This window comes from Thiomonas arsenitoxydans (genome assembly GCF_000253115.1).
GTDB classification, from domain to species: Bacteria; Pseudomonadota; Gammaproteobacteria; order Burkholderiales; family Burkholderiaceae_C; genus Thiomonas; species Thiomonas arsenitoxydans.
This window is the reverse complement of record NC_014145.1, coordinates 2,815,668-2,832,324: the sequence shown is the minus strand read 5'-3', so window position 1 is coordinate 2,832,324 and position 16,657 is coordinate 2,815,668. Positions and strand designations below refer to the sequence as shown.

Genomic DNA, 16,657 nt, shown 5'->3' with positions numbered 1-16,657 from the left:
ACCCACAGCCGCTAAGCTTTGGCCCATGCATTTTCTTGAAAAAATCGTGGCTTCAGAGCACCTTGAAGCGCGGCTGGCCGCCTTGCCTCGGCCGCTGGTGTTCACCAATGGCGTGTTCGACATCCTGCACCGGGGTCATGTGGTGTACCTGGCCGCCGCCCGCGCGCTTGGGGGTAGCCTGGTGCTGGGGCTGAACTCCGACGCTTCGGTGCGCCTGCTGGGCAAAGGGCCGGAGCGCCCGCTCAACGCGCAGGACGACCGCGCCGCCGTGCTCGCCGCGCTGGAAAGCGTCAGCCTCGTCACGCTGTTCGAAGAGCGCATGCCCTTGAACCTGATCGAGCGCGTGCGCCCTGATGTGTATGTCAAAGGGGGCGATTACGAAATGGCCACGCTGGCAGAGACCGCCCTGGTGCAGACCTGGGGCGGCCGCTCGGTGGCCATTCCCTTCGTCGAGGGACGTTCGACCACCGCGCTGGTGCAGCGTATCCGGGAGTTGTCATGACGCTTGTCCGCGCCGCTTTGCCCGGGCTGGCCGTTGCCATTCCCGGCGCTGACAGGCTGGCTCTGCGCCACCTGCTGATCGACTTCAACGGCACCCTCGCCTGCAACGGCGCGCTGATCGACGGTGTGGCCGAGCGCCTGAGCGCGCTGAGCCAGATCCTGGAGATCGAGGTGCTGACCGGAGACACCTACGGCACGGTCGCGCAGACGCTTGCGGGCCTGCCGGTACGTCACGCCGTCGTGCTTACCGGTGCAGACAAAACCGCTCGCGTGCGCACCCTGCTGGCCGAAGGCGGCGGCGTGGCCGCCCTGGGAAACGGACGCAACGATGTGGACATGCTGCGAGCCGCCACTCTGGGCATCGCCGTGCTCGGGCCGGAATGCACCCATGCGCTCACGCTGGCGGCCGCGCAACTCGTCGCTCCCGACATTCACGCCGCCCTCGACTTGTTTTTGCAGCCCCAGCGCCTGATCGCCGCCTTGCGCCCTTGAGCGATGTGTTTGCAGCGCGTCAACTGCGGCGCTGCATTGCGGGCTAACATGTTTCGCAGCGTTTCACATTTTTTCCATTCAGGAGTCCACCATGACCAAGTCAGTCCAAGAGATCAAATCCGATGTCGCGCTCGTGATCGACCACGCAGAAGATCTGCTCAAACAGGCTGCAGCCAGCAGTGGCGAGCAAGCCGCTGAACTGCAGCGACGCGGCATGAAACTGCTGCGCCAAGCCGCCGAGAAAGCGCAAGACCTGCAGGACGCCGTGGTCGAGCGCAGCAAGGCCGCCGCTCAGGCCACCGACGACTATGTGCACGACCACCCCTGGAAGGCCATCGGCATGGCCGCAGCCCTGGGCCTGGCCGTGGGCCTGCTGATCAATCGCAGCCGCTGATTTCGTCAGCTCATGGCCAAAGACGCGCAACCCGGACACTCAGAAGGCCTGGGCGCGGCCGGTCAGCGTTTGCTCAGCAGCGCGGCTGCGCTATTGCAAAGCCGCATCGAGCTCGCCAGCATCGAGCTGGCCGAAGAGCGTCAGCGCCTGGTAGCGCTGATCGTGCTCGGCGCGGTGGTCATGCTGTTCGGTCTGCTCGCCGTGGGCAGCCTCACCGCGCTGCTCGTCATTCTGTTCTGGGATCGCAGCCATTGGCTGGTGCTGGCTTTGCTCTGCCTGCTCTACATCGCCGTGGCCGCGTATGGTGTCTACCGCATCCGCGCCGCCATCCGGCACGCCCCCGCGCCGTTCGCCGCGACCCGCGCCGAACTGGCCAAAGACGCCGCAGTGTGGCGCTCCCGAGCCTGACCCGAGCTCCCTGTACTGTCGCACCATGGCCATGACTCAGCCTTCAGCCGACTTCACCAAGCAGTTGCCGACCTCCGTACGCAAGCAGCTTTTAGTGGCGCGCATCGCCGTCGAGCGCGTCGAGTTCGTGCAGGCGGCGGAGCAGTTTCGCGAGCGGGCGCAGCCAGGTCGGTTGATCAAGGCCGCTCTCTCCGGCTCGGTGCTTGGTGCGCTCAACCCGGCCAGTTCGGTGCTGGGTCTTTTTCGCTTTACCCGCAGCCACCCCTACGTTGGCTCCATCATGGGCTCCGTCGTCTCGATGCTGCTGCGCAGGCGTCTTTCGCGCTTGCTGCTCGGACGCCTCCTGAAACTGGGCCTGGCTGGCGGCGCGATCTACGGCATCACGCAGTTTCTGCGCAAAGACCGCGCCGGTTGAAAGTCTCAAAGCGGCTGACCGACGGCAGCGAAACCATGCCGTGCGACTCAGACGACGAGAAAATTTACCGTGCCGCCAACGAATACATGATCCAGAAGGGATTTGGGCCGCAGCAAAAAGTCGGCACGCTGCTCGGCCAGTTTGCCTTCATCGAAAAATCGCCCGCACTGAACCGGGTTCACCCCGAACTCAGGATGGCGCCCCTCAAAGGGTTTGCCAGCATCCTCCAGGCGAGCGTGCAGAAAGTCGTCACCGACCCCTCCATGAGCGCCTTTGATGCGCTCGGCAACTTCTATCATGAGTTCATCGCCTGCGGAGCGTTGACCGACGGGCCAGGCATTCTGCGTCGTCGCCTAGAACGACAACCTTCGGGTTAAATTTGAGCTTGGAACTTCCATGACAATAGTCACAGGGATTTATGTGATGTGCGCCGTCGCCGTGATCGGTGTAGGCGCATTGACGGGCTTAGTTTTCTGGTTGTCGCGCAATGGCAGCAAGGATCGACGCAGGCGCGGCTAAGGACAACAGCTTGGCAGCATACGAGGGCGTCGCAACAACGTTCCCGCGTCCTTGGTGTGACCCATGCTTGAGGATGCATGGCGGCGCAACGCGCAGCACCGGGTGGTCGCCTCGAAGCTGGAAGTATTCGGTCCATGCCGGGTCTAACGAGTCAGCATAGTGTCGAACTCTCGTGTGGCTTTCGTGTGGCGCTTGATGGGCGGGCTAGCGTATTGACAACGGCTACACGCTGTGTCACAATTTGTATATCTTTTGTGTATGCACAAATAGGAGAAAACCAATGCGTGACGCCGCCATCAATCTGCGGGCCCTGCCTGAGCAGCGCGACCTGATCGATCACGCCGCCAGCCTGCTCGGAAAGAATCGATCAGACTTCATGCTTGAAGCAGCCTGCGACCGCGCCCAGTCAGTGGTGCTCGATCAGGTCTTTTTCAGTCTGGACACTGAAAAGTTCAAGCAGTTCACCGCGATGCTCGACGCACCTATCGGCCCCAACCCCGGGCTTGAACGTCTCATGTCCGTCAAGGCGCCCTGGAGCACCGATACGGCATGAGCTTGCACTTAAGCGCACCGAATCCGCTCGTCGCCACCCACATCCTGGACGATTTCGCTTGCGGTGAAGCCAGTCTCGATGAATGGCTCAAGCGCCGGGCACTAACCAACCAATTGAGCGGCGCCAGCCGCACCTTCGTGGTCACGGACCAGGAAGCGCGAGTCTTCGGCTATTACGCGATGGCCGCAGGTGCGGTTTCACATCAGGCGGCAACCAGCAGCGTGCGACGCAACATGCCCGATCCTGTTCCAGTGATGGTTCTGGCCCGACTGGCTGTCGACCATCGAGCGCAGGGCGTCAAGCTCGGAGCGTCTTTGCTGCAGGACGCAGTCGGTCGCGCCGTGAGCGTTTCGCAGAACGCTGGCGTGCGGGCGCTGCTCGTCCACGCCCTGCACGACCGCGCCAAGCAGTTCTACGAGCACTACGGCTTCCAGGAGTCGCTGCAGCATCCGATGACGCTGATGCTGCGCTTGAACTCCGTCAAGCCTTGATCCAGCGGGCAGCAAATGCCGAGCTTGGCTTCTTTGCTGGCCTGCCCACGCACCTCGGAGCCTGCGACTGGGCGAACAGCGGCACCTAACCCTCTTTTCTCAGATACAGGTGATGGCGCGTCATGTAATCAAAATGATGACATGCAAGGTGCCATGATGAGTGGTGAATCCAAATCTCGCGGTCTTTCGGTCGTGATGCATGGATCAGGAGTCTCTGACCATGCACTCTCAGCGTGTCGAAAGTTTGAGCCAAGCCCAACGCGAGCGCTTGGCGTATATCGACTTTCGTCTGTACTACATGGGTGAAGTTGGGCGGCCTGACTTGACAAGCCGCTTTGGCCTGGCACCCGCAGCACTTTCGCAACCCGATCTCTGTAGCCAAGGCCAAAAAGGCCACCAGCGATTACAAAAAGGCGGTTGGTCAGCCCGAGGGCTTGGCCGAACTCACGGTGTTTTACTGCGAGGACGTGTTCGATTTTCTGGCCGGATGCGGCATGGACCACGATGGCTTTTATGACGCGCTGGTGCGGATGTTCGAGCAGGCGCTCAAATACGTGCTGGCCTTGCCCAAGGCGCAGCAGAAAGCATTCCTCGCCCGGCTCGACCGAGTGCGCCAACTCGGCCAGGACGTCGGCTGGGGCGTGGGTGATGACTTTGATCACATCTGGTCGGAGGCTGGATTGGAGGGGGACGAATGAACAAATCCGAGAAGGCTGTGCTGGGCGCCTGTCGCATTACCGGCATGGAAGTCTGGGACGCTGATTACTTTGATAGCGAAGTTCCGGCGCATATCACGCTCCGTGACGATTTGACGGGCGCGTTCCAATTCGGCTTGGTGCAGGGCGACATCGATGCTCGTGTCGGCGGGGTTGGCGGCGTGGTGCGTGTTGAATTCTCCTGGTCGGGCGCTGATGAAAACGACCCGATGAGCGGGCGCGGCTGGCTGGAGGTGACAGGCGATCAGGCGCAGAGGCGCATTTTCATTTATCTGGGCGACGACTCGGCTTTCACCGCGGTTCGCGCCGGATGAACGGCTCGGAGGTCGATCTGGCCTTGGAACTGGAAGTCCTCCAAGCCGAAAACGCCCGCCTGATCTCACTGCTCGAATCTCATGGGATCGAATGGCGGGCGCTGCCACAGCCAGTAGTTGTCGAACAGGAGCCCGAGACATCCCGGTTGTCCACTGCTGAGAAGGTGGCACTGTTCCGCCGTCTATTTCGCGGGCGAACAGATGTGTACCCGATCCGCTGGGAGGGCAAGACCTCTGGCAAATCGGGCTATGCCCCAGCCTGCGTCAACGAGTGGCGTGCCAGTGTTTGTGAGAAGCCGCGTATCAAGTGCGGTGACTGCGGCAACCGTCTGCTGATCCCGCTGTCCGATGCGGTGATCTACGACCATCTGGCTGGCAAGCACACGATCGGCGTCTATCCTCTGCTGGAGGATGACACCTGCCACTTTCTTGCAGTCGATTTTGACGAGGCAGACTGGCGTGATGATGCTCGAGCCTTCATGCAATCCTGCCACGAACTGGGGGTTCCGGCTGCGCTGGAAATCTCTCGCTCTGGAATGGCGCGCATGCGTGGGTGTTTTTCGCCCGCCGCGTTTCTGCACTTGACGCCCGACGCCTTGGCACTGCCATCATCAGCCACACTTGTTCGCGTACCCGGCAATTGAAGTTGGAATCCTATGACCGGCTGTTTCCGAACCAGGACACCATGCCCAAGGGCGGGTTCGGCAACCTGATCGCCTTGCCGCTGCAGAGGGGTCCGAGGGAGCAGGGTTTCAGCGTCTTCGTCGATGCGGGTCTTCGACCGTACCCCGATCAATGGGCGTTTCTCGCGTCGATCCAGTCGATGGACGCGCACGACATCGAGCCGACCATCCTGCGGGCCACGGGTGGCGTCCATCCGCTGGATGTCAACTTCATCGATGACGAGGACCTAGCCACCCCTTGGAGGCGCGAGAACATATCGACCAAGAAGCTGGCCGGGCTGATGCCGAAGGCACTGACCGTCACGCTGGCCAATTTGATCTATTTCGAGAAGGCCGAGTTGCCGCAGGCTCTGGCCAACCGGCTGATCCGGCTGGCGGCTTTCCAGAACCCTGAGTTCTACAAGGCCCAGGCGATGCGGATGTCGGTGTGGGACAAGCCGCGCGTCATTGGCTGCGCCGAGCGCTATCCCCAGCACATCGCCCCGCCGCGGGGGTGCTTGGATGCCGCGCTGTCCTTGCTGCGAGAGAACGGCATTGCCTGTGACCTGCGAGACGAACGCTTCGGCGGCCAGCCGCTGGACGTGTCGTTCGTCGGCAGCCTGCGCCTCGATCAGGAGGCGCAGTTGCCGGACTGCTCCCCCACGATGCCGGGGTGCTGTGCGCGCCAACCGCCTTCGGCAAGACGGTCACAGCCGCCGCGATGATTGCCCGGCGGGGCGTCAACACCCTGGTGCTGGTGCATCGCACGGAACTGCTCAAGCAGTGGCAGCAGCGCCTGCAAGCCTTTCTGGGCGTCGCCAAGGGCGTGGTCGGCGCCTTTGGCGGCGGCAAGGCCAAACCGACGGGCAAGATCGATATCGCCGTGATGCAGTCCCTGTCCCGCCAGGGCGAGGTGAACCCACTGGTCGAGGACTATGGGCAGGTGATCGTCGACGAGTGTCATCACGTCGGCGCGGCGTCTTTCGACGCCATCCTGAAACGGGCGAAAGCGAAATATGTGCTGGGCCTGACAGCGACGCCGATCCGCCGTGATGGTCACCAGCCCATCATCTTCATGCAGTGCGGTCCGATCCGATACACGGCGGCGACGCCAGCCAGTGCACCGCACGATCTCGAGGTGCTGCCGCGTTCACGCTTCACACGGATGGATCTGCCAACCGATGCAGGCATTCAGGACGTGTTTCGGCATCTCGCCAATGACCAGGCCAGAACAGAAGCCATCGCTTCCGAGGTGCGTGAAGCCGTCGCGCAGCGACGCAAGGTGCTGGTTCTGACCGAACGCACTGAACACCTCGATGCGATCAAGGCGGCGCTCGATGGGTTGGAGCCGGCGCCCTTCGTTTTGCACGGCCGAATGTCCAGGAAGCAGCGAGCGGCGCTGGTGGCTGATCTGGATGCACTTGCGCCCGATGCGCCGCGCGTCCTCCTGTCCACCGGCAAGCTGGTTGGCGAGGGATTCGATCACCCGCCGCTCGACACCCTGGTCCTTGCGACGTAAGCGTCCCGCCAACCCCTCTTGACACCCGAAGTGAAGGTCAGGTGCTGAGTGCAGGGGGATTGGTATTCGCCCAGTTGTGCGGCAGCAATTCGCCCAGACGGCTGTTGGGCCAGGTGGGCAGCTTCGTCAGCACATCCTTGAGATAGGCCCAGGGGTCGACCTCGCACAGCTTGGCCGATTCGATCAGCGTCATGAGCACGGCGGCTCGGCGGCCGGCCTGGGGCGAGCCCACGAAGAGCCAATTCTTACGGCCCAGGGCGAGAGGCCGAATCGCGTTTTCCACCGCGTTGTTATCGATCGGCACGCGCCCATCGGTGGCAAACACACACAACGCCCGCCACCGGCCCAGCGCATAGTCGATGGCCCGCGCCGTGGCGTCGGCCTTGGCCAAGAGCGAGCGCTGCCCGATCAGCCAGGCGTGCAAGGCATCGAGCAGGGGTTGGCTTTGGCGCTGGCGCAGCGCGGTGCGCCCATCGGGCGGATGCTCCTGAAGGGTCTGCTCAATGGCATACAAGGCTTTGATGCGCTTAAGCGCCTCCTGCGCAATCGCGCTGCCCGCCAGCTTGTGCGCCTCGAAGAACTTTCTGCGTACATGCGCCCAGCAACCCGCCTCCACAACGCTCCCTTGGGCATACAGCGCCTTATAACCGCTGAAGTCATCGGTGAGCAAGGTGCCTGACCAGTCCTGCAGAAAGTCGCGCGCATGCGCACCGGCACGACTGGCGCAATAGTCAAACACCACGGCCGGCGTAGCCGCGCTGCGGTACACCCAGACATAGGCGCGGTGGGTCTTGCCCGTGCCCGGAGCGAGCTCGGCTACCGGGGTCTCATCGGCATGCAGCACGGGTTGCTCCAGCAGATGGTCTTTGAGGGCCTGGGCCAGCGGTTCCAGGCGCACGCCGCACAGGCCCACCCACTGCGCCATGCTCGAGCGCGGGAGGTGCACGCCGCTGCGGCGGTAAATCTCCTCCTGGCGGTACAACGGCAGGTGATCGTCGTGCTTGGCCAGCACCACCTGCGCCAGCAGGCCGGGGGCGGGAATGCCTTTGTCAATGAGTTGCGCTGGCAGGGGTGCAGCCAACACCGTCTGGCAGCACGCACAGGCGTACTTGCCGCGGACGTGCCGGTGCACGAAGAAGCGTGTGGGCTCGCAGTCGAGCTGCTCGCTGATCTCCTGCCCGATACGGCGCAGGGCGTGGCCCTGCGGGCACAGGCCGGAGTCGATCTCGTAGCGGTGTTCGATGCGCGGCAACTGGCTGGGCAGGGGCTGGCGTTTGGGGAGACGTTTGCCTGGGGCGGTGCGCTCCTCATCGGCGGCGCGGTCCTCGGCCTGTTCCTCGGCTTGCAGCAGCGCCTGCGTCTTGGCGTCGAAGAGCTGGCCTTGCGTGTCCAGGCTCTCGCTGGACTGGCCGAAGCGCCATTGCTTGAGGCGCGCCAGCTCGAAGCTCAGGGCCGCAATCTTGGTCGATTGAAATTTGAGCTCGGCACGCTGGTGCGCGATCTGTGCACCGAACTGCGCAATGACCGTGCGCGCGTACTGCGCCGCCGGATCGTCGCCCAGGGACTGGAGTTTGTCGTCGTCGATGGCGCTGACCATGCCGAATTCTCTCGCGCGCACGCGCGCGCGAGAATCGGGAGTTGCCCCGATCGACAAACGCCCGGGGGGACTACACCACGGCAATGGCGCTGGCGTGCGCGGTCATGCGCTGCCACGGCAGGCCGGCGGCCAGCCAGCGCCATTGCTCGGCACTCAGGTGCAGCGCCTCATGATCGTCCTGCGGCCAGGCAAACCGGCCTTCTTGCAGTCGGCGCGTGCACAGCCAGATCCCCGAGCCATCAAAGACGAGCACCTTCAGCCGGGTGGCGCGGCGGTTGGCAAACACGTAGGCATGGTGGCGTTGTGCTGAGCCAAACCGGGCCACAACCTGCCCCAGCAGGCTGTCCATGCCGCCGCGCAGATCGCTGGCGCCCACGGCCAGCCAGATGGCCTCCATGCGCAGCATGGCTTATCCCAGCCAGGCCTGCAGCCACTGCGCGCACTCGGCTGCGTGGGCCACGGGCCAGTCAATCTGGGCGCGGCGCTGGGCCCCCTCGCAGGTGATGCGGGCGTGTCCGGGATGGGGGCTTCCCTCCGCAGCCGCAGCGGGGGACGGGTTGCAGTGGGCGCGCACGAAGGCGCTGCGCCGAGGCGGCAGGGCCAGACCCGCGCGTTGGGCGCGCCAGCGCGGCGCGCTCGACAGCCAGCCGCGCAGTTGCCCGTAGCCCAGCCCCTTGCTTTGCGCAAACGCTTCGGCCTTCATCCCGCTGGCTTTGAGTTCATCAAGAATCGCCAGAATCTCATCAATCCGCTCTTCACTGAGTTTGTCTGATCGCATGGAGCCCCCGAAAAAACCCAAGCTTCGCTCAGCTCAGACTCATTGAAAAGATGGGTTCGGCAAACGCTTACCTTGCGACGCCGGTGTCTTGGAAGGGGACGCTGCAGCAGTATGCCGGGCGCCTGCACCGTGACCACGCCAGCAAGACTGACGTGCGGATCATCGACTTTGTGGACACCGGTCACCCGGCGCTGCTGCGGATGTGGGACAAACGCCAGCGTGGGTACAAGGCGATGGGGTATCGACTCGGTGGCAACGTATCGGTGGCGTGACGCCACTGGCATGGGCGAATCACGCGATCGGGGCCAACCAAGGCGACCCGTCAGGCATCAAATCTGCCACACTGTTGCAATCAGGTTCGGGTTGGCTTGTTGCATGGGCGTTCAGGCATCGGTGCCAACAGCGCATCGGCCGTGGTCGAGCCGCCCCTCTCTTTGGGCGCAGACTGAGAGCACAAGCCGAACTCCCGCAGGGCAAGAGGGAAGTTGCGATTCCTGTGACCCGGCCGGGTCAGTTTGAACAGGGTGAAGCGTTGCAGGGCGTTGAGTTCTGACCAGGCACGCGGGCCATCAAGTCGCAGGGCCTTATCCACTGCGGCTTGCCGCACGCGATCCGGCAGATACAAGCAGTTCCATTCCAATTCCTCCTGGCTTGCAGGCATTCTGACCACCCGGGTCTTGGCCTGATGGACGATGGCCTGCACGAGCAGGTGCCGATAGCGTCTCTTCCCTCCAAGTGGATCGAGGTCCTCGGTGATGAGTCTTTTGCGCGTTGCCAGATCGAGGGTTTGCCAGTCTTGCAGCGAGAGTTTGATCCGGCACTCATCAAGTCTGTAGCGCACGAGCATGGGCATGCAGCACAAGGTCTTTGCATAGTCCGATTCGAAGTTGAACAGCAGCGAACTGACCTCTGCAATTGGGGGCAGGATGTCGAACTGCGCCGAAATGGACTGGCGCACCGCGTCGCCTAGGAGTGTGGGCGGCAGAAGGTTGTTGAGGTCGACGTAGGACGGTGGGCGTGCGTTAATACGGCATGCCCACTAGTTACCGCCCCTATGAGCCGGACCAGGTGATGCTGCTGCCGGCGGCGCCGCAGGACTGGCTGCCGCCGGGCCACCTGGCTTACTTCATCCACGACACGATTGACACGCTGGACCTGAGCGCGTTCTACGCGCGCTATGAGGGTGGCGGAGCGCGCAACCAGCCCTTCCATCCGGCGATGATGGTCAAGGTTCTGGTGTACGGCTACGCCACCGGGGTGTTCAGCTCGCGCAAGATCGAGCGCCGGCTGCACGAGGACCTGGCGTTCCGGATGCTGGCAGCAGGGAACTTCCCCAAGCACCGCACGATCCGGGATTTCCGTGCGCTGCACCTCCAGGAATTCTCGGACCTGTTCGTGCAGGTCGTGCGCCTGGCGCGCGAGATGGGTCTGGTCAAGCTGGGCACGGTGGCCATCGACGGCACCAAGGTCAAGGCCAACGCGAGCCGCCACAAGGCCATGAGCTATGCGCGCATGCAGCACACCGAGGTCGAACTGAAAAAGCAGATCGACGCGCTGCTGGCGCGCGCCAAGGCCACCGACGAGGCCGAGGCGCAGGAGCCCGAACTCGACATCCCGGCCGAGATCGAGCGGCGCGAGGCGCGACTCGATGCGATCCGGCAGGCGCGCCAGCGGCTGGAACAGCGTCAGCGTGAAGCCGACGCGCAGCGTGGTCGCAGTGACGATGATGATCGCCGTCCCCGGGGGCCGGATGGGAAGCCGCGGCGCGGTGCGCGGTTCAAGCGCGACTTCGGCGTGCCCGAAGACAAGGCGCAGGAGAACTTCACCGACCCGGACAGCCGCATCATGAAGCGCGCCGGCGGCGGCTTCGACCCCAGCTACAACGCGCAGACGGCGGTGGACGAGGCTGCGCACATCATCGTGGCTGCGGAACTGGACAACACGGCACCCGATGCCAACTGGCTGCTGCCGATGATCGATGCGATCCAGGAGAACCTGGGCGCGCTGCCCGCGCTGGGTCTGGCCGACGCGGGCTATCGCAGCGAGGACAACCTGCGCGATGCGCCGATCGATCTGGTTGTGGCCTTGGGGCGCGAAGGCAAGCAGCACGCGGCCATCGATGCCGCGCGGCTGCCGCACACCGCGGCCATGGCCGCGAAGATGCAGACCGCCGCGGGACGCGCCGCCTATCGCAAGCGCAAGTGGATCGCCGAGCCGCCCAACGGCTGGATCAAGAGCGTGCTGGGGTTCCGCCAGTTCAGCCTGCGCGGCCTTGAGCGTGTACGCGCCGAGTGGAAACTCGTCTGCGCAGCACTGAACCTCCGGCGGATGGCCTCGTTGGTTCCCGCCTGAACAGAAATGGGGGCACAGGCCGCCCCGCACAACACGCCCGCTGCTGCCCTCTCGGGGGCGTGAGACGACCGGCCATGCCGACCGTGCCCGAAAAACAGTCCGCTCGCCCAGCATCGGCGCTCCGGCACAGGTTCACGGAATTCTGCCGCCCAGACTCCTAGATCTGCGATATTCATAGGGCGCGGGGCAGAGCTGTCGGCTGGCCGTCATCGGCGGGAGCGTCGGCATAGGGGGCCGTGCCGCTATGGGCCGATTCGGAGGACGGAATGAAGCGCCCACCGCGCACATCGAACACATGCACCTGACCCTCTTCGATCACATAGTGCCAACCGTGCAGACTGGGCAGACTGAGGTTGTGTTGCTCGACGCGCCGACGCACCATGGGGTAGTCCATCAAGCGTTCGAGTTGCAAAACGACCGCTCGCTGCTCTGTGCGGCGCGGTACTTCGGGCTCAGGGTCGGCGGCGGGCAGGATGGTCTCTTTCCCCAACCCCCGCCAGGATTTAGATTGCGGGCTTCGGTCGGGGCTTCTCCATACAGCGCGCCTCCGGCCCCGCGCCCGTGAGCAGATGTGGCACGACGCGCGAGTTGCTCGTCAGACATGATCGGCCTCGCAGTTCAATTCGGATACGAACAGGGCCGGGTCAGGCCGCGGGCGGATGGGCTTGCGCCGGTCTGCAGTACCGATGGCAACGAAGCACACGGCCTGCTCGTTGTGCGCCATGGCAAATAAACGGCGCAAGCGGGCGGTCTGCATGGCCTGACCGCTGACCAGGCCAGAGCCAAATCCATCGGCATGAGCGCTGAGCAGCAGGTTTTGAATCGCACAGCCCAGAGAGATCAACCGTTCCTGCAAAGGAATTTCGGGGTGATCGTCTGTGGCGTCACGCACGATGGCCAGGGCGACGAATGGCCCGCGGTGCGCCTTGTCGCGGGCCTCTGCCAGTTCCTTGTCACTGGCGCTGGCGTCGCGCTCCCGCAGGGCCTGAGCGAAAACCTCGCCAAGTGCAGCACGGCTTGCTGCGGGCACCACAACGAAGCGCCAGGGAAGAATCTGCCCATGATCCGGCGCCGCCGCTGCGGCTTGAAAATAGGCGTGAATCTGCCGCGCATCCGGCCCTGGCGCGAACAGGCGCTTGGGGGCGAGCTGCTGCCGGGTTTGAATCAGCGTTGCCGTGAGGTCGGCATAGGCGGTGCGCCCCACGGTGCCCGGTACGGGCGTGTCGAGTATCGAGAGGGCAGACATGGTGTGACTCCGGCCGGTCTGGAGGCCTTCAGTTTTGCGGGCTGGGACAGGCAACGTCCGACGTAGAGCCCTCTGACGGGGTGGCATGCCGCTCCAAATCTTCAGCATAGAGTTGCAGCGCCCTTACCAGTGATTGTTGTCTGAGGGTCTGTGCGATCTGCGCCTGCACCGCCTCGAACGGAGGCAACTGTCCCCGAGCGATGCGGGCAATACGCACAATATGCAGGCCAAACCGAGTGCGCACCAGTCGCGGCAGCACACCCGGCTCAGCATGTTCCATAAAGGCTTGCCAGAACTCGGGCACGCATTGGTCGGCGGTGAGTTGGCCCAGGTTGCCGCCGATCTGGGCCGACGGACAGTTGGACAAGCCGCGCGCCATCTCGGCAAAGCCGCTGCTGTCGGCCATCAGGGCGTAGAGGGTATCTTCGGCCTTGTGGCGCAGGGCGTCGATGGGGGTGGAGGGTGTGACGGCAAACAGAATGTGGTCGGCCTCAACCATATCGCCCTGGCGCAGGGCGTCAGCGTGCTGCGCGTAATAGCGTTCGCATTCAGCCACGCCCGGCTCCGGCGTATGCACATCGTGCTGCAGCACCGCTTCAAGCAAGGTTTCATCGTCACCGGCTTGAATGCCGAGTTCGGCGGCGCGCTGGCGCAGACGATCCAGCACGACTTCGGTTTGCATGTCGGGTGCGGAAATTGGGGTGTCCATTTGAGTCTCCTCAGGTCTTAGCGCTTGCTGCGAACCAGTTGCCAGGGGCGCAGCAGATAGCCCACGGAAGCGAAGCCGCTCCAGATATGTACCAGGCGGGTGAAGGGGAAGATCAGAAACAGGGTCAGGCCGAAGAAAATGTGCACCTTGAAAATCAAGGATGCATGTTCCATGTAGGCGGCTGCGGCAATGCCCTGGAAGGTGACGATGTGCTTGGCCCAGGACATGAGCGCGAGCATTTCCACGCCGTCGGTGTGCTGCGCCGACTCGATGATGGTGGACAGACCCAGCAGCAAGGTCGCCAGCAGCCACAGCAGCGTCACCCAGTCCATCGGTTTGGTGTTGGCGGCGATGCGCGGATCGCTGATGCGGCGCCAAATCAGCAACACCAGACCGATGAAAATCAACACGCCCAGTGCGCCGCCGGTGACCATGGCGATGATCTGCTTGGTATGCGGTTCCAGCCCGAGCGCCTCAAAAAAGGCGAGCGGTGTGAGCAGGCCGAAAAGGTGGCCGAAGAACAGGCCGATGATGCCGATGTGAAACAGATTGGAGCCCCAGCGCAGCGTGCCGGTGCGCAGCATCTGGCTCGATTCGCTGCGCCACAGATACTGCTCGCGGTCGAAACGCACCAGGCTGACGCCCAGAAAGATGGTGCCGGCGATGTAGGGGTAGACGCCGAAGAAAAAGTCGTTCCAGTTCATGATGTCAAACTCCTGCAGAGTGAGGTTGCGCAGCGCGCGGCATGAACTGCACGGTCTGCACGGAAGGCTTTGCCTGCTGCGGGTTACAGGCGCCAAGAAAGTCCACCGGCTCCTCGGCCCACACCGCATCGAGTCCGGCGGGAGTCCAGTCGGCGGGCAGGCCTTCTTTCTGGATGTCGCGCGGGCCGGGGGTAGGCGGCCGTGTCTCTTGTCCCGTCTGTTGTTCCACCAAGGCGCGCCAGTCGTTCACACCGCAGAGGCGGCAAACAGCGGCCGTCACGGCCACCCAGGGGGATTCCCGACGGTCGAGCGCGACGGTGAGATGCGCCACCAGGAGCGCGACCTCTTCCAGCGCTTCACGCGCCGCGCTCGGGTCGAGAACCGAGCAATATTCGAGATAGACCGGCAGGTAATCCGGCAGCTCTTTGGCCTGCAGGTCGAGGCCGACTTCCTGGTATTGCGCCAGCAGGTCGACCATGGCCTGGCCGCGATCACGCGAGTCGCCATGGACCTGCTCGAACAGATTGAGCGAGGTGCTGCGACCGCGGTCGAAGGTGTCAACGAACTCGGCTTGCAAGTCCATCAGATCGGCGGCGGTCATATGGTCGATCAGGCCACGCAGCGATTCACGCGGGGCAGGCTGGTCGGGCTCAAGTGCGCCCAGCACCGAGGCGAGATCGGCGAGATGCGTCTGCATCGCCTCGCTCGGATAGTCGAGCAGCAGCGCCAGGGCGCGTAATTGTCGGGATAGATCGTGCATGATTACATCTCCGCTTTGATGGCAAAGGTGCGGCGCTTCTTACCGCTGAAGAGCGAGGGCGCGGACTCTCCGTCCGAGCAGCCGTTGCCGAAGGTGAAGCCGCATGAGCCCTTCAGGTCGAAGGCGTTTTCGGCATATTCGCGGTGGGCGGTCGGAATGACGAAACGGTCTTCGTAATTAGCAATCGCCAGGATGCGGTACATGTCTTCCACCATGGCCGCAGGCATGCCCACCTGCTCGATGGCCGCCACGTCGGCCGCGCCATCGACATGCTTGCCCCGCATATAGGCGCGCATCGCCAGCATGCGTTCGAGCGCCCGCTTGACTGGGGCGATGTCGCCTGCGGTCAGCAGGTTGGCGAGGTATTGCAGCGGAATGCGCAGTTGCGACACATCGGGCAACGCGCCGTTGTCGCTCACCATGCCGCTTTGCACCGCGGTCTGGATGGGCGAGAGCGGCGGCACATACCAGACCATCGGTAGGGTGCGGTACTCCGGGTGTAGCGGCAGGGCGATCTTCCACTCCATCGCCATCTTGTAAACCGGCGAACGCTTGGCGGCCTCAAGCCAGGCATCGGGCACGCCGTCGCGCCGGGCCTGATCGATGACTTGCGGGTCATGCGGATCGAGGAAGATGCCGAGCTGCGCCTCGTATAGATCCTTCTCGTTGGCCACGCTGGCGGCTTCTTCGATGCGGTCGGCGTCGTACAGCAGCACGCCCAGATAGCGGATGCGGCCCACGCAGGTTTCCGAACACACCGTGGGTTGCCCGGCCTCGATGCGCGGGTAGCAGAAGATGCACTTCTCGGACTTGCCGCTTTCCCAGTTGTAGTAAATCTTTTTGTAGGGGCAGGCCGAGATGCACATGCGCCAGCCGCGGCACTTGTCCTGATCGATCAGCACGATGCCGTCTTCTTCGCGCTTGTAGATCGCCCCCGAAGGACACGACGCGACGCAGGCCGGGTTCAGGCAGTGCTCGCACAGCCGCGGCAGGTACATCATGAAGGTCTTTTCAAACTCGCCGTAGATGTCCTTCTGCATCGCCTCGAAGTTGGCGTCGCGGCTGCGTTTGGCGAACTCGCCGCCGAGAATCTCCTCCCAGTTCGGGCCCCACTCGATCTTTTCCATTCGCTGCCCGCTGATCAGACTGCGCGGACGTGCGGTAGGCGCGGCCTTGAGTTCGGGCGCCTTGTGCAGGTGCTCGTAGTCGAAGGTGAAGGGCTCGTAATAGGCGTCGATTTCCGGCAAGTTGGGGTTGGCGAAAATCTTCATCAGGATGGACAGGCGCGAGCCCTGCCGGGGCTGCAGCTTGCCGCCTGCCGTGCGAGTCCAGCCGCCCTTCCATTTGTTCTGGTTTTCCCATTCCTTGGGGTAGCCGATGCCGGGTTTCGTTTCGACGTTGTTGAACCAGGCGTATTCCATCCCGGGTCGTGTGGTCCAGACCTGTTTGCAGGTCACGGAGCAGGTGTGGCAGCCGATGCATTTGTCGAGGTTGAGCACCATGCCGATCTGGGCGCGAACTTTCATT

General features: G+C 63.6%; 22 protein-coding genes and 2 pseudogenes. 14 read left to right on the top strand and 10 right to left on the bottom strand.

From position 1 onward, the window contains the following. Positions 1–25: 25 nt before the first annotated feature. The 12 genes and pseudogenes from rfaE2 (at position 26) to THI_RS19550 (ending at position 6,984) form a co-directional block, all read left to right on the top strand. Positions 26–502, top strand: coding sequence for a D-glycero-beta-D-manno-heptose 1-phosphate adenylyltransferase (gene rfaE2, locus THI_RS13335; protein WP_013106779.1), 477 nt, complete (start codon positions 26–28; stop codon positions 500–502). Beyond that, positions 499–993 carry an HAD family hydrolase gene (locus tag THI_RS13330; RefSeq protein ID WP_013106778.1) on the top strand — a complete coding sequence of 165 codons (495 nt, stop codon included), beginning with the start codon at positions 499–501 and terminating at the stop codon, positions 991–993. The genes rfaE2 and THI_RS13330 overlap by 4 nt, the downstream gene beginning before the upstream one ends. Before the next feature lie 91 nt (positions 994–1,084). Next, complete coding sequence (locus THI_RS13325; protein WP_013106777.1) at positions 1,085–1,387, top strand: ElaB/YgaM/YqjD family protein; 303 nt, start codon at positions 1,085–1,087, stop codon at positions 1,385–1,387. A 12-nt stretch (positions 1,388–1,399) separates the two neighbouring features. Further along, entirely contained in the window at positions 1,400–1,795 is a 396-nt protein-coding gene (locus THI_RS13320) for a phage holin family protein (protein WP_013106776.1), read from the top strand. 25 nt (positions 1,796–1,820) lie between these two features. Next, positions 1,821–2,210, top strand: coding sequence for a hypothetical protein (locus THI_RS13315; RefSeq protein WP_013106775.1), 390 nt, complete (start codon positions 1,821–1,823; stop codon positions 2,208–2,210). After that, positions 2,207–2,587, top strand: coding sequence for a hypothetical protein (locus THI_RS13310; protein WP_013106774.1), 381 nt, complete (start codon positions 2,207–2,209; stop codon positions 2,585–2,587). The genes THI_RS13315 and THI_RS13310 overlap by 4 nt, the downstream gene beginning before the upstream one ends. Before the next feature lie 422 nt (positions 2,588–3,009). After that, complete coding sequence (locus tag THI_RS13305) at positions 3,010–3,282, top strand: type II toxin-antitoxin system TacA family antitoxin (RefSeq protein WP_013106773.1); 273 nt, start codon at positions 3,010–3,012, stop codon at positions 3,280–3,282. Then, positions 3,279–3,773 carry a GNAT family N-acetyltransferase gene (locus tag THI_RS13300; protein WP_013106772.1) on the top strand — a complete coding sequence of 165 codons (495 nt, stop codon included), beginning with the start codon at positions 3,279–3,281 and terminating at the stop codon, positions 3,771–3,773. Before THI_RS13305 ends, THI_RS13300 begins: the two co-directional genes overlap by 4 nt. A gap of 335 nt (positions 3,774–4,108) precedes the next feature. After that, positions 4,109–4,471, top strand: coding sequence for a hypothetical protein (locus THI_RS13295; protein ID WP_013106771.1), 363 nt, complete (start codon positions 4,109–4,111; stop codon positions 4,469–4,471). Then, a complete protein-coding gene (locus tag THI_RS13290) occupies positions 4,468–4,803 on the top strand; it encodes a hypothetical protein (protein ID WP_013106770.1) in 336 nt (111 codons plus the stop codon). The genes THI_RS13295 and THI_RS13290 overlap by 4 nt, the downstream gene beginning before the upstream one ends. Continuing rightward, positions 4,800–6,190, top strand: a pseudogene (locus tag THI_RS19635) (TOTE conflict system archaeo-eukaryotic primase domain-containing protein). The gene THI_RS13290 and the pseudogene THI_RS19635 overlap by 4 nt, the downstream one beginning before the upstream one ends. Further along, positions 6,139–6,984, top strand: a complete 846-nt coding sequence (locus tag THI_RS19550) for a DEAD/DEAH box helicase (protein ID WP_321164553.1) — start codon at positions 6,139–6,141, stop codon at positions 6,982–6,984. Before THI_RS19635 ends, THI_RS19550 begins: the two are co-directional and overlap by 52 nt. 37 nt (positions 6,985–7,021) lie before the next feature. Here THI_RS19550 and tnpC read toward each other — a convergent pair whose 3' ends face one another. The 3 genes from tnpC to THI_RS13270 all read right to left on the bottom strand — a co-directional run bounded on the left by tnpC (position 7,022) and on the right by THI_RS13270 (position 9,359). Beyond that, on the bottom strand, positions 7,022–8,581 hold the full coding sequence (tnpC, locus tag THI_RS13280; protein WP_013106769.1) for an IS66 family transposase: 1,560 nt from the start codon (positions 8,579–8,581) through the stop codon (positions 7,022–7,024). A 70-nt stretch (positions 8,582–8,651) separates the two neighbouring features. Next, positions 8,652–8,987 carry an IS66 family insertion sequence element accessory protein TnpB gene (tnpB, locus tag THI_RS13275; RefSeq protein ID WP_013105345.1) on the bottom strand — a complete coding sequence of 112 codons (336 nt, stop codon included), beginning with the start codon at positions 8,985–8,987 and terminating at the stop codon, positions 8,652–8,654. Between the two features lie 3 nt (positions 8,988–8,990). Then, positions 8,991–9,359: a hypothetical protein gene (locus tag THI_RS13270; RefSeq protein ID WP_013104728.1), complete on the bottom strand. Its 369-nt coding sequence runs from the start codon at positions 9,357–9,359 to the stop codon at positions 8,991–8,993. 83 nt (positions 9,360–9,442) lie between these two features. Here THI_RS13270 and THI_RS13265 point away from each other — a divergent pair, with 83 nt between their 5' ends. Further along, on the top strand, positions 9,443–9,631 hold the full coding sequence (locus THI_RS13265; protein WP_157096566.1) for a helicase: 189 nt from the start codon (positions 9,443–9,445) through the stop codon (positions 9,629–9,631). 80 nt (positions 9,632–9,711) lie between these two features. Here the strand turns inward: THI_RS13265 and THI_RS13260 are convergent, their stop codons facing one another. Further along, positions 9,712–10,317: a nitrate reductase associated protein gene (locus tag THI_RS13260; RefSeq protein ID WP_013106767.1), complete on the bottom strand. Its 606-nt coding sequence runs from the start codon at positions 10,315–10,317 to the stop codon at positions 9,712–9,714. Positions 10,318–10,391: 74 nt separating this feature from the next. On the opposite strand from THI_RS13260, the gene THI_RS13255 reads away from it, so the two are divergent. Continuing rightward, positions 10,392–11,711: an IS1182-like element ISThsp1 family transposase gene (locus THI_RS13255; protein ID WP_013104216.1), complete on the top strand. Its 1,320-nt coding sequence runs from the start codon at positions 10,392–10,394 to the stop codon at positions 11,709–11,711. Positions 11,712–11,883: 172 nt separating this feature from the next. Here THI_RS13255 and THI_RS13250 read toward each other — a convergent pair. The 6 genes and pseudogenes from THI_RS13250 to narH all read right to left on the bottom strand — a co-directional run. Then, a pseudogene (locus THI_RS13250) lies at positions 11,884–12,266 on the bottom strand (carbonic anhydrase); the annotation flags it as partial. 40 nt (positions 12,267–12,306) lie between these two features. Next, the gene (locus THI_RS13245) at positions 12,307–12,957 is read right to left on the bottom strand and encodes a nitroreductase family protein (protein WP_013106766.1); all 651 of its coding nucleotides are present in this window, start codon (positions 12,955–12,957) and stop codon (positions 12,307–12,309) included. A gap of 28 nt (positions 12,958–12,985) precedes the next feature. After that, complete coding sequence (locus THI_RS13240; RefSeq protein WP_013106765.1) at positions 12,986–13,666, bottom strand: peptidylprolyl isomerase; 681 nt, start codon at positions 13,664–13,666, stop codon at positions 12,986–12,988. A gap of 17 nt (positions 13,667–13,683) precedes the next feature. After that, complete coding sequence (gene narI / locus THI_RS13235) at positions 13,684–14,370, bottom strand: respiratory nitrate reductase subunit gamma (protein WP_013106764.1); 687 nt, start codon at positions 14,368–14,370, stop codon at positions 13,684–13,686. Positions 14,371–14,374: 4 nt separating this feature from the next. Then, positions 14,375–15,130: a nitrate reductase molybdenum cofactor assembly chaperone gene (gene narJ, locus THI_RS13230; protein WP_013106763.1), complete on the bottom strand. Its 756-nt coding sequence runs from the start codon at positions 15,128–15,130 to the stop codon at positions 14,375–14,377. Positions 15,131–15,132: 2 nt separating this feature from the next. Next, on the bottom strand, positions 15,133–16,656 hold the full coding sequence (gene narH, locus THI_RS13225; protein WP_013106762.1) for a nitrate reductase subunit beta: 1,524 nt from the start codon (positions 16,654–16,656) through the stop codon (positions 15,133–15,135). Between the last annotated feature and the right edge of the window lies 1 nt (position 16,657).